Origin of the sequence: Terrabacter sp. NPDC000476 (assembly GCF_040300125.1) — a bacterium.
In the GTDB taxonomy this organism is placed as follows: domain Bacteria; phylum Actinomycetota; class Actinomycetes; order Actinomycetales; family Dermatophilaceae; genus Terrabacter.
In genome coordinates, this window is the sequence record NZ_JBEPDF010000001.1 from 2,616,640 (window position 1) to 2,640,186 (window position 23,547).

General features: G+C 72.3%; 23 protein-coding genes and 2 rRNA genes. 9 read left to right on the forward strand and 16 right to left on the reverse strand.

What is annotated here, in order from left to right:
- The first annotated feature begins 170 nt into the window (after positions 1-170).
- Positions 171-1,100 (forward strand): alpha/beta hydrolase, encoded by a 930-nt coding sequence (locus tag ABT295_RS12280; protein WP_352394634.1) that lies wholly within the window; start codon positions 171-173, stop codon positions 1,098-1,100.
- A gap of 23 nt (positions 1,101-1,123) precedes the next feature.
- Here ABT295_RS12280 and ABT295_RS12285 read toward each other — a convergent pair whose 3' ends face one another.
- Positions 1,124-3,373, reverse strand: a complete 2,250-nt coding sequence (locus tag ABT295_RS12285) for a M1 family metallopeptidase (protein ID WP_352394635.1) — start codon at positions 3,371-3,373, stop codon at positions 1,124-1,126.
- Between the two features lie 161 nt (positions 3,374-3,534).
- On the opposite strand from ABT295_RS12285, the gene ABT295_RS12290 reads away from it, so the two are divergent.
- Positions 3,535-3,723: a hypothetical protein gene (locus ABT295_RS12290; RefSeq protein WP_352394636.1), complete on the forward strand. Its 189-nt coding sequence runs from the start codon at positions 3,535-3,537 to the stop codon at positions 3,721-3,723.
- Between the two features lie 25 nt (positions 3,724-3,748).
- On the opposite strand, the gene ABT295_RS12295 is transcribed toward ABT295_RS12290, so the two are convergent.
- Genes ABT295_RS12295 through ABT295_RS12305 form a run of 3 tightly spaced genes read right to left on the reverse strand, consistent with a single transcriptional unit; the run spans position 3,749 to position 7,277 of the window.
- Positions 3,749-5,383 carry a DUF4389 domain-containing protein gene (locus ABT295_RS12295; RefSeq protein WP_352394637.1) on the reverse strand — a complete coding sequence of 545 codons (1,635 nt, stop codon included), beginning with the start codon at positions 5,381-5,383 and terminating at the stop codon, positions 3,749-3,751.
- 5 nt (positions 5,384-5,388) lie between these two features.
- Positions 5,389-5,853 (reverse strand): hypothetical protein, encoded by a 465-nt coding sequence (locus ABT295_RS12300; RefSeq protein ID WP_352394638.1) that lies wholly within the window; start codon positions 5,851-5,853, stop codon positions 5,389-5,391.
- Positions 5,850-7,277 (reverse strand): cyclic 2,3-diphosphoglycerate synthase, encoded by a 1,428-nt coding sequence (locus ABT295_RS12305; protein WP_352394639.1) that lies wholly within the window; start codon positions 7,275-7,277, stop codon positions 5,850-5,852. Before ABT295_RS12305 ends, ABT295_RS12300 begins: the two co-directional genes overlap by 4 nt.
- Before the next feature lie 175 nt (positions 7,278-7,452).
- On the opposite strand from ABT295_RS12305, the gene rocD reads away from it, so the two are divergent.
- Positions 7,453-8,706 carry an ornithine--oxo-acid transaminase gene (gene rocD, locus ABT295_RS12310; protein ID WP_502991112.1) on the forward strand — a complete coding sequence of 418 codons (1,254 nt, stop codon included), beginning with the start codon at positions 7,453-7,455 and terminating at the stop codon, positions 8,704-8,706.
- Positions 8,707-8,814: 108 nt separating this feature from the next.
- Here the strand turns inward: rocD and ABT295_RS12315 are convergent, their stop codons facing one another.
- From ABT295_RS12315 to ABT295_RS12340, 6 genes are all read right to left on the reverse strand, one after another.
- Positions 8,815-9,030 carry a hypothetical protein gene (locus tag ABT295_RS12315; RefSeq protein WP_352394640.1) on the reverse strand — a complete coding sequence of 72 codons (216 nt, stop codon included), beginning with the start codon at positions 9,028-9,030 and terminating at the stop codon, positions 8,815-8,817.
- A 110-nt stretch (positions 9,031-9,140) separates the two neighbouring features.
- Entirely contained in the window at positions 9,141-9,500 is a 360-nt protein-coding gene (locus tag ABT295_RS12320) for a hypothetical protein (RefSeq protein ID WP_352394641.1), read from the reverse strand.
- A gap of 100 nt (positions 9,501-9,600) precedes the next feature.
- Positions 9,601-10,278 carry an SRPBCC family protein gene (locus ABT295_RS12325; RefSeq protein WP_352394642.1) on the reverse strand — a complete coding sequence of 226 codons (678 nt, stop codon included), beginning with the start codon at positions 10,276-10,278 and terminating at the stop codon, positions 9,601-9,603.
- Between the two features lie 290 nt (positions 10,279-10,568).
- Complete coding sequence (locus ABT295_RS12330) at positions 10,569-11,717, reverse strand: hypothetical protein (RefSeq protein WP_352394643.1); 1,149 nt, start codon at positions 11,715-11,717, stop codon at positions 10,569-10,571.
- A gap of 118 nt (positions 11,718-11,835) precedes the next feature.
- Positions 11,836-13,173, reverse strand: a complete 1,338-nt coding sequence (locus ABT295_RS12335; protein WP_352394644.1) for a toll/interleukin-1 receptor domain-containing protein — start codon at positions 13,171-13,173, stop codon at positions 11,836-11,838.
- 105 nt (positions 13,174-13,278) lie between these two features.
- The gene (locus ABT295_RS12340) at positions 13,279-13,803 is read right to left on the reverse strand and encodes a 2'-5' RNA ligase family protein (protein WP_352394645.1); all 525 of its coding nucleotides are present in this window, start codon (positions 13,801-13,803) and stop codon (positions 13,279-13,281) included.
- 47 nt (positions 13,804-13,850) lie between these two features.
- Here ABT295_RS12340 and ABT295_RS12345 point away from each other — a divergent pair, with 47 nt between their 5' ends.
- Together ABT295_RS12345 and ABT295_RS12350 are read left to right on the forward strand one after the other, a co-directional pair.
- Positions 13,851-14,252, forward strand: coding sequence for a PPOX class F420-dependent oxidoreductase (locus ABT295_RS12345; protein ID WP_352394646.1), 402 nt, complete (start codon positions 13,851-13,853; stop codon positions 14,250-14,252).
- Between the two features lie 64 nt (positions 14,253-14,316).
- The gene (locus ABT295_RS12350) at positions 14,317-15,261 is read left to right on the forward strand and encodes an oxygenase MpaB family protein (RefSeq protein WP_352394647.1); all 945 of its coding nucleotides are present in this window, start codon (positions 14,317-14,319) and stop codon (positions 15,259-15,261) included.
- Positions 15,262-15,351: 90 nt separating this feature from the next.
- On the opposite strand, the gene ABT295_RS12355 is transcribed toward ABT295_RS12350, so the two are convergent.
- Entirely contained in the window at positions 15,352-15,831 is a 480-nt protein-coding gene (locus tag ABT295_RS12355; protein WP_352394648.1) for a peptidoglycan-binding domain-containing protein, read from the reverse strand.
- 157 nt (positions 15,832-15,988) lie between these two features.
- Between ABT295_RS12355 and ABT295_RS12360 the strand changes: the two genes are divergently transcribed.
- Together ABT295_RS12360 and ABT295_RS12365 are read left to right on the forward strand one after the other, a co-directional pair.
- Positions 15,989-16,519 (forward strand): glycine cleavage system transcriptional repressor, encoded by a 531-nt coding sequence (locus tag ABT295_RS12360; protein WP_352394649.1) that lies wholly within the window; start codon positions 15,989-15,991, stop codon positions 16,517-16,519.
- A 325-nt stretch (positions 16,520-16,844) separates the two neighbouring features.
- Complete coding sequence (locus tag ABT295_RS12365) at positions 16,845-18,740, forward strand: glycoside hydrolase family 15 protein (protein ID WP_352394650.1); 1,896 nt, start codon at positions 16,845-16,847, stop codon at positions 18,738-18,740.
- Positions 18,741-18,770: 30 nt separating this feature from the next.
- Here the strand turns inward: ABT295_RS12365 and ABT295_RS12370 are convergent, their stop codons facing one another.
- The gene (locus ABT295_RS12370; protein ID WP_352394651.1) at positions 18,771-19,649 is read right to left on the reverse strand and encodes a TIR domain-containing protein; all 879 of its coding nucleotides are present in this window, start codon (positions 19,647-19,649) and stop codon (positions 18,771-18,773) included.
- A 31-nt stretch (positions 19,650-19,680) separates the two neighbouring features.
- The gene (locus tag ABT295_RS12375; RefSeq protein WP_352394652.1) at positions 19,681-20,133 is read right to left on the reverse strand and encodes a hypothetical protein; all 453 of its coding nucleotides are present in this window, start codon (positions 20,131-20,133) and stop codon (positions 19,681-19,683) included.
- A 369-nt stretch (positions 20,134-20,502) separates the two neighbouring features.
- On the opposite strand from ABT295_RS12375, the gene ABT295_RS12380 reads away from it, so the two are divergent.
- The gene (locus tag ABT295_RS12380; RefSeq protein ID WP_352394653.1) at positions 20,503-21,078 is read left to right on the forward strand and encodes a hypothetical protein; all 576 of its coding nucleotides are present in this window, start codon (positions 20,503-20,505) and stop codon (positions 21,076-21,078) included.
- A 226-nt stretch (positions 21,079-21,304) separates the two neighbouring features.
- On the forward strand, positions 21,305-21,646 hold the full coding sequence (locus tag ABT295_RS12385; protein WP_352394654.1) for a hypothetical protein: 342 nt from the start codon (positions 21,305-21,307) through the stop codon (positions 21,644-21,646).
- Positions 21,647-21,889: 243 nt separating this feature from the next.
- Here the strand turns inward: ABT295_RS12385 and ABT295_RS12390 are convergent, their stop codons facing one another.
- The 3 genes from ABT295_RS12390 to ABT295_RS12400 form a co-directional block, all read right to left on the reverse strand.
- Positions 21,890-22,582 carry a hypothetical protein gene (locus ABT295_RS12390; RefSeq protein ID WP_352394655.1) on the reverse strand — a complete coding sequence of 231 codons (693 nt, stop codon included), beginning with the start codon at positions 22,580-22,582 and terminating at the stop codon, positions 21,890-21,892.
- Between the two features lie 392 nt (positions 22,583-22,974).
- Positions 22,975-23,091: ribosomal RNA gene (gene rrf, locus ABT295_RS12395) — 5S ribosomal RNA — on the reverse strand.
- Positions 23,092-23,173: 82 nt separating this feature from the next.
- Positions 23,174-23,547: ribosomal RNA gene (locus ABT295_RS12400) — 23S ribosomal RNA — on the reverse strand; the annotation flags it as partial.

The following is a 23,547-nucleotide window of genomic DNA, read 5'->3' on the forward strand; positions in this document are numbered from 1 at the left end:
CCCTCTCAGGAAACCACGCGGTCGGTGCTAAGTAAATAGATTCGGGCACCCGTTTTTGTGTGTTCGGACTGAACCGGGTCGAACCGGGCATGGGATCGGGCCGGCGCGGGGTACGGTGCCGGAACAGCCCGGGCGCGGCGCCCGGCGCGGCCCGAGATCGAGGACGATCCATGCAGAGCAGCACCTTCACGGTGACCACGCCCGACGGCACCGAGGTCTTCGTCAACCGTTGGCTGCCCGACGGCGGGCCCGACGCGGTCAAGGCGGTCGTCCAGGTCGCGCACGGCCTCGCCGAGCACTCGAGCCGCTACGCCCGCTTCGCGCAGCGCCTCACCGACCACGGCTACGCCGTCTACGGCTCGGACCACCGCGGCCACGGGAGGACCTCGGGCACGCGCGGACTCTTCGCCGAGCGCGACGGCTGGCGCGTCGTCATCGACGACCTCCACGCCGTCACGGCCCGCGCCCGCGACGAGCAGCCGGGCCGGCCGGTCTTCCTCCTCGGGCACAGCATGGGCTCGTTCCTGTCGAGGGGGTATGCCGCCCGCTACGGCTCCGAGCTCACCGGCCTCGTGCTCTCGGGCACCGCCGGTGGCGCGGGCGCGGTCGGGAAGGTGGGCGTCTTCCTCGCCGCCACGCAGGCCCGCCTACGCGGCCACGGTCACACGAGCGGGCTGATGAACACCTTGAGCTTCGGGCAGTACAACAAGGCGTTCAAGCCGACCCGCACCGACTTCGACTGGCTCTCGCGCGATCCGGCCGAGGTCGACAGGTACGTGGAGGACCCCGACTGCGGGTTCGTCTTCAGCGCAGGCGGATTCGCCGACCTGCTGCGGGGCCTCGAGGCGGTCAACACCGACCGGGTCGCGGCGCGCGTGCCCGCGGACCTGCCGGTCCACCTCACCTCGGGAGACATGGATCCCGTCGGCGCCAACGGCAAGGGCGTGCAGAAGGTCGCCGAGCAGCTGCGCCGCGTCGGCGTGCGTGACGTCACGGTGACGCTGTGGCCGGGAGCCCGCCACGAGATCCTCAACGAGACGAACCGCGACGAGGTCGAGGCCGAGATCCTCGACTGGCTCGAGGCCCACCTGCCGCAGTAGGCAGGTGGGCGCCCGGGCCGTGGTCAGCGGAGGGCGAGGCCCTGCTTGACGCGGATCACGAGCGAGTGGGACCCCGCCGGCGCGGCCGCGAGGCCGCGCGCCGCCGCCCGGCGTGCGGTGGCGGACGGCGCCGCGCCCGGCAGCACGGGCTTGCCCGGCGTCATCAGCCAGGTGTCGAAGAACGCGTCGAGCTGCCGGTGCGACACCCGCTCGGCGAGCGCGACGAACTGCGCCGTCGTGCCGTTGCCGTAGCGGTGCGTGCGCGCCCACGTGCGCAGGATCGTGAAGAAGGCGTCGTCGCCGACGGTGAGCCGCAGCTGGTGCAGGGTCATCCCGCCCCGGAGGTAGACGGCGTCGTCGAACATCAGGTCGCGGCCGGGGTCACCGACGACCACGCCCCAGAAGGGGCTGTCCGCCGGGATGAGGCCGAACCAGAAGTCGAAGTTGTCCTGGGCCGTGCCCTGGCCCTCGTGCTCCGACCACAGCCACTCGGCGTAGGTCGCGAAGCCCTCGTTGAGCCAGATGTCCTTCCACCGCCGCACCGACACGCTGTCGCCGAACCACTGGTGGGCGAGCTCGTGCACGACGACACCGGTGTCGCCCTCGGGCTGGTCGAAGAAGACCTGCGAGTAGATCGGTCGCGTCTGGTTCTCCAGGGCGAAGCCGAGGTCGGGGTCGTCGTCGACGATCCCGCCGGAGGCCCGGAACGGGTAGCGGCCGAACGTGGCGGAGAGGAAGTCGAGCACCTCCGGCTCGTGGGCGAGCGAGGCGTCGGCACCGACGCCGGGCGGGGGCGGCACGTCCGCCACCCCGCCGATGCTCCAGTCGTTCTCGTTGCCGGCGCTGCCGGCCGGCGGACCGGGCACGGTCCACCCGTCCATGACGTCGCCGTCGGCCTCGAAGGACGTGCTCCCCTCCCCCGTCGAGACGACGACGTCGTCGACGAAGACACCAGCGCGCTGCACGACGTCGTCGCTCGCGGAGGTCAGCGACAGCTCGACGGTGCTGCCGGCGTACGGCGTCAGGTCGATGCGCCACTGCTCGGCGCCCCGACTCGTGCCGGAGGCCGAGTTCCACTGCCCCGTCGTGCCCTTCGGGCTGCACGTGCCGTCGCCGTCGTCGTGCTGGTAGTGCGTGAGGAACGGGTGGATGACGAGCCAGCCGGGGCACGAGCTGCCCGTGTCGGCGCTCGAGTGCCCGTTGGCGTCGGGCAGCGTCGTCCAGTCGTCGGCGCCGGCGTGCCGCGCCTCGACGAAGAAGTGGTCCCAGCGCTGCTCGGTCTTCCGGGTGACCCAGAACGTCACCGACGCCCCGCCTGCCGGCACGGCGATGGTGCGGGTCAGCCGCTTGTACGCCGAGTCGGCCTGTCCCGAGATGGCGAACGACGTGCCCGTGCGAGGTCGCGCGACGGGGTCGTGGAGGGCGGGGTCGACCGCGTCCCAGATCGCGATGCCCGCATGCGTCGAGCGCCGGAGGTCGAAGCGGCCGATCGTCGCCGTCGCGAGGTAGGAGGCCATCGGGGCGCGCGCGTCCCACGTCCAGGTGGTCCAGCCGTGGTGCCTGCGGGTGCGGGTCAGCGAGCCGTTCGCGACAGCCGTCAGGCCCTTCGGCACGGTGACGTCGAAGTGGTAGGTCGCCTTGTCGCTCGGGTGGTCGTTGACGGGGAACCAGGTGGCCGCGACCTCGGGCTCGCCGATGACGAGGGCGCCGTCGCCGGTGTGCACGAAGCCCGACCCGTCCGGCAGGGTGGCCGGCACACCGTCGTAGACGACGACGGTCGTGAAGGCCCGCTTCGTGCGCAGCCCCCGGGGCGGGGTGATCCGCAGCTCGCCACCGGCGCGGCTCCACCGCGCAGGCCGGCCGTCGACCGTGACGGAGCGCACCGTGAGCCCCTCGAGGTCGAGGTTGAAGCGCGAGAGGTCCTGCGTGGCGACGGCCGAGATGCCCGCCCGCCCGCGGAGGCGGTCGATGGCCGGGTCGTAGGAGACCGAGAGGTCGTAGTGCCGCACGTCGTAGCCGCCGTTGCCGAGGTGGCCGACGTACGGGTCGCCGACGGTGCCCGCACCCGGACGGAACCCGTGGTGCCGGTGCACGACGGTCACCCCGGATGCCGTGAGTGCAGTGGCTGCCGTGGCTGCAGTCATCGCGTGTGCCGTCGGTCCTGCTCCGGCTGCCGGGGACGCCGCGCGCGGGGCACCCGTCGCGGCTCCGAGGGGCAGCACGGCCAGCGCGGCTGCGGCGGTGAGGGACGCGAACGTCGAGATGGGTCGCATGATCATCTCCCCTGGGATCACGGCCCGCTCGGACGCGAACCGTCCACCTGTCGACGCTAGACCTGTCGGGCGCGCCCCGCGGTGGATTGACGCGATCGGTGGTGTCGACGGGCGAGCGCGACGTACGGTCGGGCGATGGACACCACACGGCAGGCCGGGTCATGAGTCGTCCGCTGCGGGTCTCGCTCGGGGTGCTCGTCGTCGCCGTCGGGCTGCTGTGGACGCGGCAGGGCCTCGGCTACGTCGGGGGCAGCGTCATGTCGGGCGTCACCCTGTGGGCCGTCATCGGCCCCGTGGTCGTCGTCGCCGGCCTGGCCCTCGCCCTGTGGCGGCCCCGGCCGCGCCCCTGAGGCGCGTCGGGGCCGCAGCGGCGACTCAGCCCGGCAGGTGGGTGCGGACGCGGTCCGGCGGCACCTCGGCGGGTGCGGTCGGCGCGTCCGACGCGTTCGGCAGCACCGGCGGTGCAGGAGGGGGCGCCACCGGCGTCTCCGCCCCACCCTCGTCGAGCTGGAAGGGCGGGTACGCATCCGTCATCAGGGCGGCATACGCGATGACCCGGTAGACCCAGCGGTTCAGCCCGACGACGAGGTCGAAGAGCGAGCGCGGGTAGCGGTCGGTGAAGAGCAGGAAGAGCCCCGCGACGACGACGAGCAGGCCGAGGATGCCGCCGCCGACGGGGTCGACGCGCCAGCCCTCGTCACGGGCCGCCGTCCAGCCCCAGCTGCCCCCGACGAGCAGGCCGAGGATGAGGTAGTGCGGGATGGCGAGCAGCCACCACTTGACGAGCACGAGCCCGCGCGAGAGCCGCTCCGGGTAGGCGATCGACAGGTGCGCCGGGTAGTCCGGGTCGTCGTCGAGGCTGAACGGTGGGTAGCGGTCGGTGCCGAGCCCGCCGTTGCCGCAGTAGTAGCCGACCCGCCACGACCAGCGCAGGACGCCGACGTTGAAGTCGAAGAGGCCGCGCGGGTACCTGCCCGTGAAGAGGATGGCGACGAACGCGACGACGCTGACGACGACGAAGGCCGTCCACAGCAGGGCGAGCACGACGACGTGCGGGATCGCGAGGAACCACTTGACGAGCCAGAGCCACCGCGAGAGCGGGGCGTCGAGCCGCGCGTCGAGCGCGACCGGGCTCACCGCGCGCACGTGGGTGTGCCACGGCGCGGGTGCCGCCGACGTGCCCTTCGCGGCGGCTCCGGCAGGGGTCGGGACCGCGGGAACGTCTGTGCCCGAGACGGATTCGCCTCTCGACGGCCCACCCGTGTTCGCCCCGCGGATGACGAGCGCGACCGCGAGACCGGTGACGACGAGCCCGATGCCGAGCAGCAGCAGCCCCAGCGGCAGGAGGAAGCCGGCCCGCACGCCCAACGTCGCGGACACGTCGATGCCGGCGCTGCCGTCGGCGTTCATGACGACGGCGGCCCACTGGCCCCCGGTCACCTGCCACGTCAGCTGCTGGCGACCGGTGCCGGTGACGGCGGACGTCCAGAACGTCTGACCCGTCGGCGCCGCAGCGGTGTTCGCGCCCGGCGTGCTGCGCAGCACGGCCGCGCGGGGTACGCCGTTGCGCCGGTCGGTGACGCCGACGACCTGGTCGTGGGCGACGCCGTCGAGGTATGCCGTCAGCCGGGCTTCCGGGGCCACGCCGACGAAGACGGCCCTGCTGTTGGCCGACGGCGTCACGGCGAGTCGCACGTCGAGGTCGAGCCGGTCGAGCACCCAGGCGGGCACGTCGGGCCCGGTCCGGACGACGACGTCCTCGACGGTGACGGCTGGCGTCGCGCTGTGGACCGACGGGAGGGTGAGGGCGAGGTAGCCCGCGCTGTCGCGACCGAAGGCGTAGGCCCCGACGACACCGGCGCCGCCGAGCAGCATCCCCAGGCCGGGCAGCAGGAGCAGGCAGCCGATGACGAGGGCGGCGAGGTGGCGCCGCGCGGGGTTCGGGGGCGGCGCGACGGGTGAGGGAAGGGGTGAGGAGACGGGCGGGGGAAGGGGTGTGGAGGTCGACATCGGGATCACGTCCTCGGGAAGCGGCCGGTAAAGAAGCGGGACAGGGCGTCGACGACGCCGATCGCGCTGCCGACGAGGCCGACGGCGAGCAGCACGCGGGCCACGACCTCCCAGCCGGTGCCCACGACGTCGAGCGGGAAGACCTGCCAGATCCGCACGAGGGCGGCGATGCCGAAGCCGAGCGACACGATGTCGCCGAGCGCGCGCGGGCGGGGCAGGTCGAGCAGGAGGTTGACGAGGTCGGCCACGACCCGGGCCACGATCGACGCGTTGACCGCGCCGAGGACGAGGGTCGTGCTCGCGGTGAGGAACGGCACCGCCTCCCAACCGGGCCACGTGTTGACGAGGCCGAGCAGGAGCAGGTTGACGACGACCGAGCCGGCGTAGCCGCTGCGCCGCCCGCCGGCCCTGCGGACCGCGCCGGGCGGCGCACGGTGGTCGGAGGGGACGTGCGGTGTGGCGGTGCTCATGAGCGGCTCCCTGCGTAGGACGTGGACGGGTGGTCTGGGGATGGGGGCTGCACCGTGGGCAGGGCGGCTCGCACGGCCGCCGCGAGACCGCCGGGCACGACCTCGCGCAGCTCGTAGCGCGCCCGGACGATCGGCACCGGCACCGAGAGCACGCGGGTGAGGTCGACCGGGGTGCCGGCGACGACGGCGTCGCACGCGCCGGCCTCGACGGCCGCGCGGATCGTGGCCTCGAGGTCGCGCACCTGCGCGTCGCCGTAGCCCATGGCGGGCAGCACGCCCCGCGCGTTCGGGTAGCGCGCGTAGGTCGCGGCGATGGACCCCACGGCATACGGCGTCGGGTCGACGATCTGCGCCGCTCCGGCGGAGCGCGCGCCGACGACACCGGCTCCGTAGGTCATCGACCCGTGCGTCAGGGTCGGGCCGTCCTCGACGACGAGCACGCGGCGCCCGGCGACCGCGGCCGGGTCGTCGACGGTGACGGGGCTGTCGGCGCGCAGCACCGTCGCGCGCGGGTTGAGCGTGCGCACCGAGGCCTCGACGGCGGCGACGTCCCCGGGCCGTGCCGAGTCGCACTTGGCGACGACGACGACGTCGGCCATGCGGACGTTTGCCTCGCCGGGGTGGTAAGCCGCCTCATCGCCCGGGCGCAGCGGGTCGGCGAGCACGACGTGCAGGTCGGGCACGTAGAAGGGGAGGTCGTTGTTGCCGCCGTCCCAGAGCACGACGTCGGCCTCCTGCTCGGCCTCGCGGAGGATGCGCTCGTAGTCGACGCCGGCGTAGACGACGACGCCCGCATCGAGGTGCGGCTCGTACTCCTCGCGCTCCTCGATGGTGCAGTCGTGGCGGTCGAGGTCGGCATACGTGGCGAAGCGCTGGCAGGCCTGCGCGGCGAGGTCGCCGTAGGGCATCGGGTGGCGCACGGCCACGACCCGCAGGCCGAGGCCGGTGAGCAGGCGCGCGAGGTGGCGCGTCGTCTGGCTCTTGCCGACGCCGGTGCGCACGGCCGTCACCGCGACGACGGGCTTCGCACTGCGCAGCATGGTGCGGCGCGCGCTGTGCAGGCGGAAGTCCGCACCGGCCGCGATGCACCGCGACGCGAGGTGCATGACCTGCTCGTGGCGCACGTCGGAGTAGGCGAAGACGACGACGTCGACGTGCTCCCGTGCGACGAGCTCGTCCAGCTCCGACTCGGCGACGATCGGAATCCCTTGCGGATAGAGCGGTCCCGCGAGCGACGGCGGGTAGCGGCGCCCCTCGATGTCGGGGATCTGGGTCGCCGTGAACGCGACGACCTCGACCCCGGGGTCGTCGCGGAGGACGACGTTGAAGTCGTGGAAGTCGCGGCCGGCCGCGCCGAGGACGACGACGCGCGTGCGGGCGGCTGCGGGGTCGGGGGTCTGCGGGCTCGGGGTGTGCATGGCCATGGCCGTCTCCGTGGCTGGATCGCCGACGTGACCGACACGCCCCACTGCGGGCAGTCCTGGCTGCGGGACCCGCCACCGCCAGTTTCCCACTGCCACAAGGGCCCGGCGGCGGGACGAGAGCGGCGTCACGGTCGTTTCCCGTGACGCCCGAGGGTGGCGGTGCGACGATCGAGAGGTGAGCGACACGGCCGCACGTCCCGGGGCCCGCGAACGGCCCGGCCCGATCCCTGGCAGCTCGACGTCGGAGCACGTCTCCCTCGCCGCCGACTGGGTGGCGGCCAACTACAACCCGTTGCCCGTCGTCCTCTCGCACGCCGAGGGGGCCTGGGTCACCGACGTCGAGGGCCGGCGCTACCTCGACGCCCTCGCCGGCTACTCGGCGCTCAACTTCGGCCACCTGCACCCGACGCTCGTCGCGGTGGCCCGCGCCCAGCTCGATCGGCTCACCCTGACGAGCCGCGCCTTCCACAGCGACCAGCTCGGCCCCTTCTGCCGCGACCTCGCCACCCTCGCGGGCAAGCAGCTCGTGCTGCCGATGAACACCGGCGCGGAGGCCGTCGAGACGGCGATCAAGACGGCCCGGCGGTGGGGCTACGAGGTCAAGGGCGTGCCCGACGGCCGCGCGCGCATCGTCGTCATGGCGGGCAACTTCCACGGCCGCACGACGACGATCATCAGCTTCTCCGACGACCCGGTCGCGCACGACCACTACGGGCCGTACACGCCCGGCTTCGACGTCGTCCCGTTCGGCGACATCGAGGCGCTCGAGGCCGCCATCACCGACGAGACGGTGGCCGTGCTGCTCGAGCCGGTCCAGGGCGAGGGCGGCGTCATCCTCCCGCCCGACGGCTGGCTGCGCGACGTGCGCGAGCTGACCCGCCGCACCGGGGTGCTCATGCTCGCCGACGAGATCCAGTCGGGGCTCGGGCGCACGGGCTCGACCTTCGCGTGCGACCTCGAGGGCGTCGTGCCCGACGTCTACATCCTCGGCAAGGCGCTCGGCGGCGGCATCGTGCCGGTCTCGGCCGTCGTCGCCGACCGCGACGTGCTCGGCGTCTTCGACCCCGGCAGCCACGGCTCGACCTTCGGCGGCAACCCGCTCGGCGCCGCCGTCGGGCGGGCCGTCGTCGGGCTGCTCGCCACCGGCGAGTGGCAGCAGCACGCACGCCGCCTCGGCGCCCACCTCGAGGCGGGACTGCGCGAGCTCGTCGGCCACGGCGTCGAGGCCGTCCGGTGCCGCGGGCTCTGGGCCGGCGTCGACATCGACCCCGGCCGGATGACCGGCCGAGAGGCCTCGAGGCGCCTGCTCGAGCACGGCGTGCTCGTCAAGGACACGCACGGCTCGACGGTGCGCATCGCTCCCCCGCTCGTCGTCGGCGAGGCGGAGATCGACATCCTCCTCGACGCCTTCGCCGCGATCCTGCGCTGACGACCGGCTTCGCCAGTGCGCCGACCGGCTTCGACACTGCAGCCGGCCGCCCCTGGCTGCTGTGGTGCGCGGTCAGGGGCGGGGCACTCGACGGGTGACCCTGCTGGGTCAGCCCGGGAAGCCGAAGCAGGGGTAGTAGTCCTCCACACCGGGCCGCGGGTTCTCGATGCAGTGCCACTTCGTCGGCTCGACGACGGCGTTCGGGTCGGTGGCGCCCACCGACCGTCCGGACACGCGCACCGACACCGTCGCAGCCGCGGGGCGGCGCAGCCCGTTCGTCGTCGAGCTGACGTTGCCGTCACCGGTGTTGTCGTGGGTCGCCACGGTGGTGTGCTCGAGGGGGCCGGTGCCGGTCCACGCGGCGCTGAGGTGGACGGTGACGGGGTTGCCGGCGTCGTCGGCGCCGGGCAGGTCGGTCGTGACGGAGGCCCGGGTCAGCCGGGGTCGACGACGAGCGGCGCGCCGTTCTGCGCGTCGGCCTCGAAGAGGACCGTCCCGCCACCGCCCGCCGCTGCGCGGAGCGGCGCCGTCGCGCACGTGTCGCGCACGCGGACGAAGACGCTCGTGAGGCCCTGCTTGCCCACGGGGCCGGGCTGGGCGGCATACATGGCCACGCTCGAGGAGACGAAGACCTCGGTCAGCTCGCGGCCCCGGGTGGCGGAGACGACCGCGGACCCGGTGGTGTCCTGAATGGTGTGGTAGATCCGCGGTTGCGCCGCCCCCGCGATGGGGGTCGCCCACGGCGCGAGGGCGAAGGGAACGGCCAGCGCGGCCGCGACGAGTGCTCGTCTCATGATGCCTCCCTGCTCGGCCCCGACCCTTCCAGCGTGGCACCGGGGCCGGATGCCGTCAGGGCCCTCCAGCGTCTCGTCGGTCACACCCGCGGGGGCGGCGTCACAGGGTGACGGGGATGCGGCCCTCGGCGCGGTCGCGGATGCCGCGCAGCATCTTCTGGCTCATCACCGAGCTCGCCAGCGCCACCGGCTCGGCGAGCGCCGGCGACCAGGCGTGCGTGTAGTCGAAGCGCTCGCGCGTGATGAGCCGGGTCGCGCGGTGCGGGTGGCGTCGCAGCACGAAGGACCACGTGAAGTCGTAGGGCGCCGCTGCTGCCGCAGCAGACGGCGACCCCGACCCGGAGGCCGCCGAGGCCGGCGCGGCGTGCAGCACGAGGAAGCGCCCGGGCTCCACGGCCGCGACGGCGAGCGCCACCTTCGGGTGCAGCCGCACGAGGTCGCCGACGGCGAGCTGCTGCCACGCCTCGACGACCGAGTCGGCGCTGCGCAGCCGGCAGCCGAGCAGGTTCTCGAGGCGGTCGTAGCTGTAGAAGCCGCCGCGGTCGGCGCCGAGCTGGACGACCCACGGCCACACCTGCTCGGGCGGCGCCTCGATCGTGATCGAGCGGGTCGCGACGAGCGCGGCGCCGGGCAGGATCTCGTCGCCGGGCAGCGGCTCGCGGGCCTCCTCCGTCGTCGCGCCCCAGTGCAGCGCCGACCACCGCGCCGTCAGCACCGAGAGCGCACCGACGGCGGCGACCGCGACCGCGACCGCGACCGGCACGGTGCGACCTCTCATGCATCCCACGGTAGCCCCGATGTCGTTGGCGGGCAGCAGGATCCGGCCTCCCGACAGCGGCCGCGACGGCCTGCCGGGGAAAAGATGGCGCCCGGCTCGCGGGTGCGAGTCCGGGCGTCCGGTGACGGTTCACGTACCACGTCGGGCCAACCGTCGAAGTCTGGGATGGGGGTGCCGTCCTGCCTCCGAGTCTCCTCGTCCGGCGCGGCGTGCACAGCCTGACACGCCGGTCGGGGCCGTGTTCAGAAAATCGACAAAACACCCAAATCAACAGACCTCGACGGTCGAGATCAGCTGATCGGCGCCCCCGTCGGCAGCCCTGCGAGCGCCCCGTCGGGCACGACGTTGACGCACGACCACTCGAGCCCGAGCCGGCCCATGACGTCGGGGATCGTCACGTGGTGCAGCGTGCCACCCTGCACGAGCCACACGGGGTCGCTCGATCGCTCGCGCAGCAGCGTGTGGTCGAGCGGCACCTGCCGCAGCCCGCCGAGCGAGCCCTGCGGGACCTCCTTGATCAGGTCCCAGTCGTGGCCCAGCGCCTCGAACACCTCGGGCGAGGGGATCCAGAAGGCCTTGCCGCCGTAGACGACGTGCACCGGGTCGGTGCCGCGCTCGCGCACGAGCGTGCCGTTGGCGGGGTGCCGCGCGACGTGGCACAGGGAGCCGGGCTTGGCCGCCAGCACTCCGTCCCAGTGGAACCCGCCCGCGTCGAACTCGGCGGGCGACGGGATCCAGAAGGCGCCGCCGCCGCGCACGACGTGGATGCGCGGGTCGGTGGAGTCGTGGATCGCGAGGCCGTCGGTGAGGTAGCCGGGCATCTTGCGGGTGTAGGCCTCGACGAAGAGACCGCGCCAGACCTGGCCGTTGCTGCCGACGATGTCGCGCTCGCCCGGGTCGTCGACCGTGGTGAGGCGCAGCCGCACCTCGACGCCGGGGTCGTTGTTGTCGTAGACGAGCACGTACGTGTAGCGGGCGTCCTGCTCGTAGCCGTAGGCGACGACCTGGTGGTCGTTGCCGAGGTCGGTGACCGAGCGGGCCTGGTTGAGCCCGAGCAGCACGGGCTGGCCGCTCTCGAGCCGGGACGTGAGCTTCGGCAGCTCGTCCTCGCGGGTCATCCGCGCGACGCCCTTGCCGCGCAGCCAGGTCGGGTGGTCGAGGCTCGTCGCGTAGTGGACGTAGGTGAGGCCGTTGTCGACGAAGGTGTCCATGAGCCGGCTGTAGACGTAGTCGGCCACGAGCGAGCCGTCCTGCGGAAGGCTCGGGTCGGTCGGCATCGCGAGCCCGGCGTACCAGTAGTCCATCGCCGCGGCCGCCATGCCGCCGCAGCGGCCGGCCGTCGTGAGGTCGATCCCGAGCCCCGGGATCGTCAGCACGTGGTTGGTGAACGAGTTCGCGAACGGGAAGCCGTGCTCGGCGGGCGTGAAGCGGATGCGCATGCGTGGCGCCTTTCCTCGGTGGTGCGGTTCCGAGGAGAAGAGGCGCGAGCGCGCGCCACCGATACGAGTGCGGCTACTCAGGTCCGTCGCTGCCCAGCCGATCCCGTGTGCCGTCGGCTCACTGCCGCTCGAAGGTCAGCGAGTCGGAGCCCGAGCTCGACGTCAGGGTCGTGTCGGAGCACGAGTAGCGCTGCAGGAACCCCTGGTCGACGGGCGTGGAGCTCCCCTGCGCCTGGCCGTCGACGAAGGCCTGGAACGAGGCGGTGTTGCTGACGATCGTCTCGGTGGCGGCGCCGGGGCTCGGCGCGCGCACGGTCGTGCGCAGCTGGCCGGTGAACTCGATGCGGTTCTCGGAGCCGCCGACCGTGACGGTGACGGGCTCCATCGAGCCGAAGTCGTAGGTCGCGTCGCCGTCGGTGGTGATCTCGAGGGTCAGGCCGGAGCCACCGGAGGCGTTCTCGCCGCTGTCACCGGCGAGCGCGAGGGCGCTGCTGCGCCAGCTGCCGACGAGGCAGGCGTCGCCGACGGCGCCGACGGTCGTGCCGCCCGGGTTGTCGGTGCCGCCTCCCTGGTCGCGGTTGCCGTAGGCCGCGACCATGCCGGCCCCGACGGCGAGGAGCAGGGCCACGGCGAGCCCGACGAGGAGGAGCTTGCGGCGGCTCTTGGGGCGGGGCGGCGCGGCAGGCGGGGTCGGGCCGGAGAAGTAGGAGGGCGCGGGGGCGGCCGGCTGCACCGACGGCCTCGCGGCGGTCGCCTCTGCTGCCGGGGCGGGCGAGGCGGGCGCGACGGGCGCCGGTACCGGCGCCGTTCGGGCGGCCTCCTCGAACGCCTCGTCGAGCGCCCGCGAGGTGCTCACGTAGAGGTCCTCGCGCTCGCGCATCCCCTGCATGAGACCGATGACGCCCTCGCGGTCGCGGGGGCGGTAGAGGCCGGCCCGCAGCTTCTGGATGACGGCGTACTGCTGCTCGATCGTCAGCGACGGCTCGCGCACGAGCTCGCCGAGGCTGGAGAGGTAGGAGATCGGCACCGCCGGCGGCTCGGGCAACGGGTCGGGCAGCGGCGGAGCGGCGGGCAGGTTCTCGAGGGCGGCCATGAGGTCGAAGGGCGCCTGGGGGTTGGTCGGGGTGTAGTCGACGATCTGCAGCCGTCCGAGGTTGGCGGGCAGCAGGTCGGCGTTGAGCGTCTCGAGCGCGACGGGCAGCACGGGCTTGCCGAGCGCCTGGGCGTAGCGCAGCTCGGCCTTGCACGCGTCGGAGTCGAGCATCGCCTCCGAGACGCAGACGAGCGCGACGTCGCACGCACGCAGCTGCGCCAGCACCTCGTCCCACCAGGTCTGCCCGCCCTCGAGCTGCTCGTCGAGCCAGACCTCGTGGCGCAGCCGGTCCAGCCCCTTGAGCAGGGGCGGTACGAGCGCCTTGTCGATGCGGCTGTACGAAAGGAAGATGGTGCGTCCCACGGCGATCCCCTCCTGACCGGTTCCTACTCTCCTACCGAGGCGCCCGGCGTGGAGCAGATACGTCCGAAGTCGGTCCCACGTCACTCGACGCCGGCCTCCGGGCGGTCAAGGCACGCCGGGCAGCGGCCACGACGAGCCGTCGGAGGTGTCGATGAGCGCCGCGCGGTCGCAGCGCAACGTCAGGGGCAGCCGGTCCGACGCCGCGTCGACGACGGCCGACAGCGCGGCGCCCGCGACGCCGGTCGAGAGCGAGACGTGCGGCGTCCAGTGGCCGGGCTCGTAGTGGCGGTGCACCGTCGCGCCGGTCGCGCGCAGGGCGTCGACCACCCGTTCGTGCCGCGTCGCGAGATCGGCGGAGGCGGCACCCGCGAGGGCCACCCGTCGGCGCGGGAAGACGACCGAGCCCTGCACCGCGATCTCGACCGGGCCGCCGTCGGGGAACGCTGCGACGGCGGCGCGGACCGCGGGCGCGTCCCAGGCCAGCAGGACGGCATACGACAGGTGCGGCACGTGGCGACCGTGGGTGTGCGAGAGCAGCGTCGGGATGCCGGCGGCCTCGAGGCGCGTCCACAGCTCGCGCACGAGGCGGTCGGAGCGCCGGTCGAGCAGGAGGCAGAGCGCGAGCGCCATGCCCCATTGTCGGACGGCGGGCGAGATGCGGCCCTACCGTGGGTGGGGTGAGCACCTCGGATGCCTTCGCCGCCCTCGCCAGGGAGCAGTACGTCTCGCTGACGACGTTCCGCCGCTCCGGTGAGCCCGTGTCGTCGGCGGTGTGGATCGCGCCCGACGGCGACGAGCTCGTCGTCATCACGATCGACCCGACCGGCAAGCTCAAGCGCCTCGCGCACACGCGCCGGGTCGGGCTGCGCCCCTGCGACCGTCGCGGCCGCGTGGCCGAGGGTGCGCCCACCTACTCGGGGCGGGCCACCGTCGACCGCTCCGACGAGGCGGTGGCGACCGTGAAGCGGGCCATCGGCCGCAAGTACCGCATCGCCGCGTTCGCCGACACGGTGAGCGGCCTGTTCTCGTGGGCCGTGAAGCGCAAGCCGCGCGCGGCGATCCGGATCACGCTCTCCTGATCCACCACCCCCACAACCTTGGACAGAGGTTGAACATCGCTGGTCGGTGTGTTGTCGTGGGGGCGTGACTGTCCACGCCGCACCCCGCCTCGTCCAGCGCCAGCTGGGCCGCCTGCTGCGCAGCAAGGTGGCGGGTGACGACGCCCCGGCCCGCGCCCAGCGCATCTGGGGTGCGGAGGGCGAGCGCTGGTTCACGCCCGACGACCCGGTGTGGCGCGTGCACGCCGACGCCTCGATGTTCCCGGGCGGCGTCACCTCGCTGCTGCTGCAGATGCTCCACCCGATGGCGATGGCCGGGGTGGCCGGCCACAGCGGCTACAAGAGCGACCCGTGGGGTCGCCTGCAGCGCACGAGCCACTACCTCGCGACGACGACCTTCGGCACCATCGAGCACGCCGAGGAGTCGATCGCGATGGTCCGCTCGATCCACGAGCGCGTGCGCGGCAAGGACGCCTTCGGCCGGCCGTACCGCGCCGACGACCCGCGACTGCTGATGTGGGTGCACGTCGCGGAGATCGACTCGTTCCTGCGCGCCTTCCAGACCTTCGGCGACGAGCCGCTGACCGACGAGGAGGCCGACGTCTACGTGCGCCAGGCCGGCGTCCCGGCCGCCAGGCTCGGCGTCGTCGACCCGCCGCAGACGGTGGCCGAGCTGCGCGAGGTACTGCAGGCCTACCGGCCCGAGCTCGAGACGACGGATGCCGCGCGCGAGGCCGCGCGCTTCCTGCTGCTCGACCCGCCGCTCCCGCTGCTCGCGCGTCCGGGCTACGGCGTCATCGCCTCCGGTGGCGTCTCGCTGCTACCCGCGTGGGCGCGCGGCATGCTCGGCATCCCGCTGCCCGACGTCGTGACCTCGTTCGTGGCGCGGCCCCTCGGGCACCTCGGCACGGCCGCGGTGCGCTGGGGCATGGCCGGGCTCGCCGAGCGCCGGCCCTCCGACCAGCCCACCTCCTCCCCCAGACCCCCCGACGGGAACGACGATCTCGTCGGGGTCCCGGCCGCCAGCTGAGCGGCCGACCTTTGACCGGGCCGGGTGCCGCTCAAGCAGCGGGCGCACCCGGCCCGGTGCCTAACCGGCCGTGACTCGACGCGGTCGTGGTCAGTAGCGCTCGCCGTTGAAGAAGTTCCGGGCGTAGCACTTGCCCTGGTAGCCACCCGCCGACGTGTAGACGGGGTAGCGGATGGCGCCCGAGGTCTGCGGCCCCCAGGCGCCGTCGACCTTGATGCCGACCTTGGCCTGGACGTTCTTGAGGGCCTGCTTCGTCTTGGGGCCGAAGTAGCCGTCGACGTCGATCTTCTGGCCGTAGCACTTGCGCAGCGCATTCTGCATGTGCTTGACCGCGACGCTCTTGTACGACCCGTGCGAGGCCGACGTCATGCCGCAGGTGAACGACCGCGTCGGGAAGTAGACGGGGATCTGGGTGTACATGGAGGCACCCCAGCCGGTGCCGTAGGTGATGCTCGCGTAGGTGCAGTTGGGGCTCGCGGCCTGGGCCGCCGTTGCCGGGCCCATCGCCACCACGCCGGTCGCCAGCGCGGTCGCCGCGAGCGCGGCCCCCATCCATCGCCTCGTGCTCATGCTCGTTCTCCTCGTGGTCGGGCCCGTCGGTGCGGCGGGCGCTCGGGCGCCCCCTGGAGGTGGCGGGCCCAGCCTGCCGCGTCTCGCGTGCGCGGGCCGTGAGAACGCGGACTCTTGACAGGCGGCGCCGGGCGGGGAGGGTCAGTAGGCTGCGGCTGTGCCCAGACTCGTGCTCACCGTCATCGGCGACGACCGCGCCGGCCTCGTCAGTGCCCTCGCGGACGTCGTCACCGCGCACGACGGCAACTGGGAGGACAGCCAGCTCGCCGAGCTCGCCGGCAAGTTCGCCGGCATCGTCGTCGTCGGGGTGCCGGACGCCCGCGTCGACGAGCTGACCGCCGCGCTGCGCGAGCTCGACGGTCTGCTCGAGGTCACGAGCCACCCGGGCGTCGCCGCAGAGGCCGCGGCTGGTGGCGTCGCCGACGACGCGTCGGCGCAGCGCCTGACGGTCGACCTGCTCGGCAACGACCGGCCCGGCATCGTCCGCGAGGTGTCGTCGGTGCTGAGCCGGCACGAGCTCTCGATCGAGACGATGACGACCGGCACGCGCGAGGCGCCGATGGCGGGCGGCCTGCTCTTCGAGGCGCACGTCGTCGTACGGGTGCCGGCCGACTCCGACACGGCCGGGCTGCGCGCCGACCTCGAGCGGCTCGCGACCGAGCTGCTCGTCGACATCGCCGTCGCCTGACGGGGACGGCCTGACGGCAGCACGCTGAGGGGGACGAGGAAGGGGCCCGCCTCGCGTCTGCGAACCCGGGCCCCGGCGACGGTTCACGTACCACAACGGGCCAACCGTCAAAGTCTGCGTCGTCCTCGACGACCCATCCAGTGAAACCGCAGCCGCGTGGCGAAATGTCCGAATTCCGGGAGCCTTGCGGGACTCTTGCGCGGGCCTTGCGGCTCGGGTCGCGGCACGCAGGCGGCCACGGTGCGGCGCCGGGAACGGGACGGCATACGGGCTCGGAGCGGGCAGCACCCTTGTCGGATGGGGCGTGCGCGGGCAGCCTGAGGTCATGGACGCACCAGGGGACGACGCGGTGGCGACCGCGCTGACGCACGCGCAGGCGGTGCCGATCGCCGACTACGGGTTCCTCTCCGACGGTGAGGTGACCGCACTGGTCGCGCCGGGTGGCGACGTCGACTGGCTCTGCGTGCCGCGGCTCGACGCGCCGAGCGTCTTCGGCGCGATGCTCGGGCGGCACGCGGGGCGCTTCCGGCTCGGGCCGTCGGACGTCGCGGTGCCGACGGCGCGGCGCTACCTGCCGGGCACCATGGTGCTCGAGACGAGCTGGGGCACCCCGACGGGGTGGATCATCGTGCGCGACGTGCTGCTTATCGGGCCGTGGCACCACGACGACGGGGTGTCGCCGAAGCACCGCCGCACGCCGATGGACTACGACGCCGAGCACACGCTGCTGCGCAGCGTCCGGTGCGTGTCGGGCGAGGTGCAGCTCGTCATGGAGTGCGAGCCGGTGCTCGACTACGGGCGCGCGCCGGTGCGGTGGGACTACACGGAGCACGGCTACCACCAGGGGCGGACCACGTGCGACGGCTCCGACGTGTCGCTGCTGCTGACGACCGACCTGCGGCTGGGCTTCGAGGGCGGGCAGGCAACGGCGAGAACGCTGCTCAAGGCCGGCGACGAGCGGTTCCTCGCGCTGTCGTGGGGAGCGGTCGATCCGCCGCTGACGAGCGAGGAGGCGCACGACCGGCTCGAGTGGACGGCGCACCACTGGCAGCACTGGCTCGCGCGCGGACGCTTCCCCGACCACCCGTGGCGCAGCTACCTGCAGCGGAGTGCCTTGACGCTCAAGGGACTGACGTATGCGCCGACCGGGGCGATCGCGGCCGCCGCGACGACGTCGCTGCCCGAAACCATTGGTGGACAACGGAACTACGACTACCGCTACACGTGGATCCGCGACGCGACGTTCGCGCTGTGGGGGATGTACTCGCTCGGGTTCGACTGGGAGGCCGTCGACTTCTTCTCCTTCATCGCCGACGTCGCCGAGCGCGACGACGACCTGCAGATCATGTACGGCATCGGCGGGGAGCGTGAGCTGCCCGAGTCCGAGCTCGACCACCTGCAGGGGTATGCCGGCTCGCGGCCCGTGCGCGTCGGCAACGCCGCGCACTCGCAGGTGCAGCACGACGTGTGGGGCGCGCTGCTCGACTCGGTCTACCTCCACTCGAAGGTCGCCGACCACCTCGACGGGCGCATCTGGCCCATCCTCGGCAAGCAGGTCGAGGCCGCCCTGAAGCACTGGCGCGAGCCGGACGCCGGCATCTGGGAGGTGCGCGGCGAGCTGCAGCACTTCACCTCCTCGAAGATCATGTGCTGGGTCGCGGCCGACCGCGGCGCGCGGCTCGCGTCGATGATCGGCCAGGAGGCGCAGGCCGCGAAGTGGGCGCAGGCCGCGGAGGAGATCAAGGCCGACATCCTCGAGCACGGGGTCGACGAGCGCGGGGTGCTCGTGCAGCACTACGGGACGAACGCCCTGGACGCGTCGCTGCTGCTCGCGCCGCTCGTGCGGTTCCTGCCGCCCGACCACCCGGTGATCCGGGCGACGGTGCTCGCGATCGCCGACGAGCTGACCGTCGACGGGCTCGTGCTGCGCTACCGCGTCGACGAGACCGACGACGGATTCAGCGGCGAGGAGGGCACGTTCACGATCTGCTCGTTCTGGCTCGTGTCGGCGCTGTCGGAGATCGGTGAGACGAAGCGTGCTCACGAGCTGTGCGCCAAGCTGCTCTCGTTCGCCGGGCCGCTCGAGCTCTACGCCGAGGAGATCGACACCCACACCGGCCGCCACCTCGGCAACTTCCCGCAGGCGTTCACGCACCTGGCGCTCATCAACGCGGTGCTGCACGTCATCGCGGCCGAGACCCCGGGCGAGCCGGAGATGTGAGGACGGAGATGTGAGGCAGCGTGGCCCGGGTCAGCGCTGCGTGCCCGGGCGCTCCCGGCCGAGCGCCTGGAAGACCAGCTCGAAGAGGTGCTCCGGGTCGTCGCTGATCCCGAAGGCTCCCAGCTGCTCGAGCTCGCGCCGTCGCCAGGTGGCGGAGCGGCCGGCGTACACGATCACGGGAGGGCCGCCGCGGGAGATGACGGGGTGGCTGAGCAGGTCGAGGCCCGCGCTCCCGGAGGCGTCGGAGGACGAGCGTCGGCCGAGGTCGGTGATGACGAGGTCGTAGGTGGTCAGCAGCAGCTGCTCGACGGCCTCGCCGGACGACACGACGTTGTCGAAGATCATCCCCGCCTGGCGCAGCACCGACCGCTCGTACTCGTTGTTCGCCGGGTTGTCGTCGACCCAGAGGACGCGCGCGACCTTCCGGGGCGGCACCGCGAGGTGCGGGACGGCGGCGACGAGGGCCTCGACCTGCTGGTCGAGGTCCGGCCCGCCGAGCGCGGTCGCGCTGGACCGCGTGATCCAGCGGAGATCAGGAGGCAGGTCGGCCTCGGCCGGCATGGCCGCGCCGTCGAGCAGCACCGGGTGCACGGCACACCCGTGGAACCGGGCCCGGCGCCACTCGAAGGCGACCGGGTCGAGCGGCTCGTGCAGGCGCGTGGGATCGAGGTCGTGCGCGATGAGCGCCAGCACGAGGTCGCTGCGGGCCAGCGCGTCGCGGATGGCCTCGCGGTAGGCGTCACCGTCGCGGATCGACCCGACGTCGAGGAAGGCGTCGTGCCCGGCGAGCCGGACGGCATACGTCAGGGCGAGCGCGGCGAACGAGGAGCTGCGCCTGCGGTAGGAGATGAAGACGTGGCAGCGGCCGGGTCGGCCCGCGGCCTCGTCTACAAGCGCTCTCGCGGCCATGTGTTCAGGCTAGCGACGGGTGGGCGCGGCGTTATCGTCGGCGACCGGCCCTCCGAGACTTCGACACGTCGCGGTAGGTGCCGTCGTCGTTGACGCGCTCGATGCCGATCGCGTCGATCCACCAGCGTCCCCGGTAGGAGAGCAGCACGTAGAGATAGGCGCGCTCGCCCTCGACCCTGCGGATGGTGCGTCCAGTGCGGGTCACGATGCGGTGGTCGGTCTGGCGGATGTCGGCCACGACCCGCACGCCTCCTTTCCAGATGACCACCGACACGTCGGAGACGGTGAGCATCGGCGCCTCGTGGCGCTGCCGCTTGCGGACGAGGGAGGCCGCGGCCTCCCGGAAGTTCGCGCAGGTGCCGCACTCCTTGCTGGCCCGGTTGTCGAGCAGGGACGGCCGGGGCAGGGTCCACGCGTCGTCCAGTCGCTCGAGGTAGTCCTCGACGTAGGCCTCGGCACCGCCCCAGCTGTGTTCGTGGAGCAAGTCGGGGCCGGGTACGCGTGGGCGCCGCGCGACGACGGGTGCGGCTGATGGCGGCGGCGTCGTCGGGGGCGATGCTGAGGTTGTGGCTCGGATGGTGACGTCTGCGACGGTGGTTGCCGGTGCCGCAGCGCCGGGCGGGGAGCAGGCACTGCTCAGGGCTGCGAGGAGCACGGCGACGAGCGCAACTGCGAGGGTCGTGGCTGCGTTGCTCCGTCGTCCTGCCATGTCGCGCTCCTCGCTCCGGCTGTCCTGCGAACGAGCGAACCCCCGGAGGCACCGAGCGCGTGAGCGTTGTCCACAGGGTTGGAGAAGGGTCGGGCGCAGGGTCGGGTGCACGGGGTGGTGGACGGCAGTGGTGGAATGGACGTCATGGCCGAGCATCAGGCAACCGTCAGTCCCAAGGTCGCCCAGCCCTACTGGGCGAAGCACGCCTACGAGGTGCTCGTCGAGACGGCCGGGCGCTACAACGCGGTGATCACCTACTCCGAGCTGGCCGACGAGGTGCAGCAGCGGTCGGGGCTGCACAGCACGACGCAGATGCGCAACTGGATCGGCGGCCTGCTCGCCGACCTCGCCAAGGTGAACCACGTGCGCAGCGAGCCGCCGCTCACCTCCCTCGTCGTGCACAAGGACGACGGACGAGTCGGCGCTGGTTACGACGAGGCGCTGCGTCTGGCCGGCGAGCACGTCAGCGACGACCCCGACGAACGGGAGAACAGCGCGGCCGCCGCCCGCCTCGAGTGCTACCGCCACTGGGGCGCCGACGTGCCCGACGACGCGGCGCCGACGGTGCACACGCGGACGCGCGCTCCCCGCGAGCGGGCCACGTCGACGCGATCAGCCCGGCCGGCACGGACGCCCGCCCCCGTCGAGCGCCGCGGAGCGGTCTGCCCGACCTGCTTCATGGAGATGCCCGTCTCCGGCACCTGCCCCAACTGCGACTGAGCTCGAGGCCTGGGGCGTCGGAGGCTGGGGACAACTCCCCCGGGCGGTTCCGCGACCATGGCACGGTCGAGCCATGTCCAGACGACGCATGTTGTCAGAGATCGATGACCCAGCGGCCACCCTCCGCGACATCGACCGCCTGTGTCCGTTCACGCTGGGGCGCGTCCTCGTGGCGTGCATCGACCTCGACTCGCAGAGGGTCGAGGGGGTCCAGACCCTTCCGGAGGTGTCCGATGACGGATCCGCGCGGGATCGGCACTGCATCAGCGAGAAGCTGCGCGAGGTCGGCGAGTCGTTGGCCCCCGAACGGAAGCGCACGGCTCAGGGCTGGAGCCCGATGACCCACACCCTCGTCACCGTGGTGTGTCGCGAAGGTCGGGTCGTGCCCACGCGCGTCGAGTTCCGCTGGCTGGACGCCTGGCGATTCAGCAACCACCTCACCTGCGCCTACAACGGCGACGTATACATCGTCACTCCGCACGGGTGGACCGGAGTGCTCGACTCGCGCGCCGGCTGGGAGCCCCGGAGCCGCCCGCACCTCGAACTGCCGGGCGTCACGGACCCATGAGTCGGCCGTCGCCCGCGTCCCACCTCAGCGCAATCTCCAGGACAGCCATCCCCACGTAAGCACGATGAGGTAGTCGCACGCATTCTCCCTGACGCACCTGCGGCCAGCGGTGGTCGCCGACGTGATGGCCGGGTGCCGGGCTCGCTACCCGGGCGTCCCGATCGTCGCCGCCGGCCCCGCACCACGCGCTGGACCAGCACGGCCAAGGGTCCGCACCAGGGCCCTCGCCAAGGGAACTGCCGGTCAGCGACCGGGGACGGCTACGGCCCGAGATCTGGCAGGCGTACTGCGCGGCGCACCTATGACGCCCGTCCGCGAGGCACGCGCGGGACGCCGCGAGGGGATAGGCCCCGTCAGACGGGCCACGCCGTCCCAAGGCAACGGGTCGGAGCCGACGAGCATCTCGGTGGAGATCTCGTTGTCGACGCATCGGATCAGCCACAGCTCGCGGGTGTCGTCGCGCTCGGCGGCGATCGTGCCGTTGAGCACGTGGTCGAAGGTGAAGCGGTCGAAGTCCGGACGCCCGCTTAGACCGGCGACGGCACCAGGCCGGAAGAACTGGTCGATGAGGTACTGCAGCCAGTCCTCCGCCATCCGCGACTTCTCGGTGCGGGCGTCCCAACCGAGGCAACACCCTTCAGGGCACGGCGTCCAGTCGAGATGCGGGTAGGGGCTGCCGTCAACCGGCGTCAACGTGGTGAACGGGTCGACACCCTCTACCCACGTGCCGCGTCCGGGACCGCGGGCGAGCGACGCACCCTGCTGCGCCTGTCGATACTCCTCAGTGCGCAACGCTCGAGGGTTCATCGGCACCTCGTAGGGATCCGTGAGATGACGGCGATCGACCTCGGCGTAGGCGACGAGCCACTCGATCTCAGCGTCGTTGAGGCGCGGTGTGATGTCGAGCCTGCCCAGGTACCTCGTGCTGAAGCCCATGGCTCCTCCTCTAGTTCGCTGACGAGATCAGCAAACCCCGTCGGCACGACCACCGTTGTCGGTCATCCACAGCCCGACTCTGAACCCACCTCGGTCGGGTCGCGTCCGACCCGGGCAGCACGTGCACGCTCACAAGCGCCACGGACGCTACTACGAATGCCCACTTGGGGCTCAGCCTTGGCACGCCCTAAGCGGAGAGACCGGTAAGCATCTCGAATTGCCGTTGCCACAGATGCAGGCCACGCGACGCTGACCCCTGCCGCGTCGCCGTCAAATCTGCTTCCACGTGAGGCTCTACCCCGTCACACTGTCGTGCCATCGCCACGAGGGAGCTGCTCTTTAAATGCAACGAGCCCCACCAGGTCTCTGGTGGGGCTCGTCGTCTAATGGTTGTCCGGCTGCGTCCTACTCTCCCACACCGTCACCAGTGCAGTACCATCGGCGCTGAAGGGCTTAGCTTCCGGGTTCGGAATGGAGCCGGGCGTTTCCCCTTCGCTATGACAGCCGAAACTCTATGGAGATATCAAAACAGTGGGCTTTGGGTTCCCGTTTGTATCTCGGGAACTCCACAGTGGACGCGTAGCATCTTTGTAAGTCAAGTTATCGGCTTATTAGTACCGGTCAGCTCCACACATTGCTGTGCTTCCACATCCGGCCTATCAACCCAGTAGTCTAGCTGGGAGCCTCTCACCCTCGCGGGTCTGGAAACCTCATCTTGAAACGTGCTTCCCGCTTAGATGCTTTCAGCGGTTATCACTTCCGAACGTAGCTAATCAGCGGTGCCCTTGGCAGAACAACTGACACACCAGAGGTTCGTCCATCCCGGTCCTCTCGTACTAGGGACAGCCTTTCTCAAGTTTCCTACGCGCACAGCGGATAGGGACCGAACTGTCTCACGACGTTCTAAACCCAGCTCGCGTACCGCTTTAATGGGCGAACAGCCCAACCCTTGGGACCTACTCCAG

Bases quoted from the DNA above. Each gene is read 5' to 3' on its own strand.
- ABT295_RS12280 (WP_352394634.1), top strand. From the start codon at position 171: ATGCAGAGCAGCACCTTCACGGTGACCACGCCCGACGGCACCGAGGTC.
- ABT295_RS12285 (WP_352394635.1), bottom strand. From the start codon at position 3,373: ATGCGACCCATCTCGACGTTCGCGTCCCTCACCGCCGCAGCCGCGCTG.
- ABT295_RS12290 (WP_352394636.1), top strand. From the start codon at position 3,535: ATGAGTCGTCCGCTGCGGGTCTCGCTCGGGGTGCTCGTCGTCGCCGTC.
- ABT295_RS12295 (WP_352394637.1), bottom strand. From the start codon at position 5,383: ATGTCGACCTCCACACCCCTTCCCCCGCCCGTCTCCTCACCCCTTCCC.
- ABT295_RS12300 (WP_352394638.1), bottom strand. From the start codon at position 5,853: ATGAGCACCGCCACACCGCACGTCCCCTCCGACCACCGTGCGCCGCCC.
- ABT295_RS12305 (WP_352394639.1), bottom strand. From the start codon at position 7,277: ATGGCCATGCACACCCCGAGCCCGCAGACCCCCGACCCCGCAGCCGCC.
- ABT295_RS12320 (WP_352394641.1), bottom strand. From the start codon at position 9,500: ATGAGACGAGCACTCGTCGCGGCCGCGCTGGCCGTTCCCTTCGCCCTC.
- ABT295_RS12325 (WP_352394642.1), bottom strand. From the start codon at position 10,278: ATGAGAGGTCGCACCGTGCCGGTCGCGGTCGCGGTCGCGGTCGCCGCC.
- ABT295_RS12330 (WP_352394643.1), bottom strand. From the start codon at position 11,717: ATGCGCATCCGCTTCACGCCCGCCGAGCACGGCTTCCCGTTCGCGAAC.
- ABT295_RS12340 (WP_352394645.1), bottom strand. From the start codon at position 13,803: ATGGCGCTCGCGCTCTGCCTCCTGCTCGACCGGCGCTCCGACCGCCTC.
- ABT295_RS12355 (WP_352394648.1), bottom strand. From the start codon at position 15,831: ATGAGCACGAGGCGATGGATGGGGGCCGCGCTCGCGGCGACCGCGCTG.
- ABT295_RS12365 (WP_352394650.1), top strand. From the start codon at position 16,845: ATGGACGCACCAGGGGACGACGCGGTGGCGACCGCGCTGACGCACGCG.
- ABT295_RS12370 (WP_352394651.1), bottom strand. From the start codon at position 19,649: ATGGCCGCGAGAGCGCTTGTAGACGAGGCCGCGGGCCGACCCGGCCGC.
- ABT295_RS12380 (WP_352394653.1), top strand. From the start codon at position 20,503: ATGGCCGAGCATCAGGCAACCGTCAGTCCCAAGGTCGCCCAGCCCTAC.
- ABT295_RS12390 (WP_352394655.1), bottom strand. From the start codon at position 22,582: ATGGGCTTCAGCACGAGGTACCTGGGCAGGCTCGACATCACACCGCGC.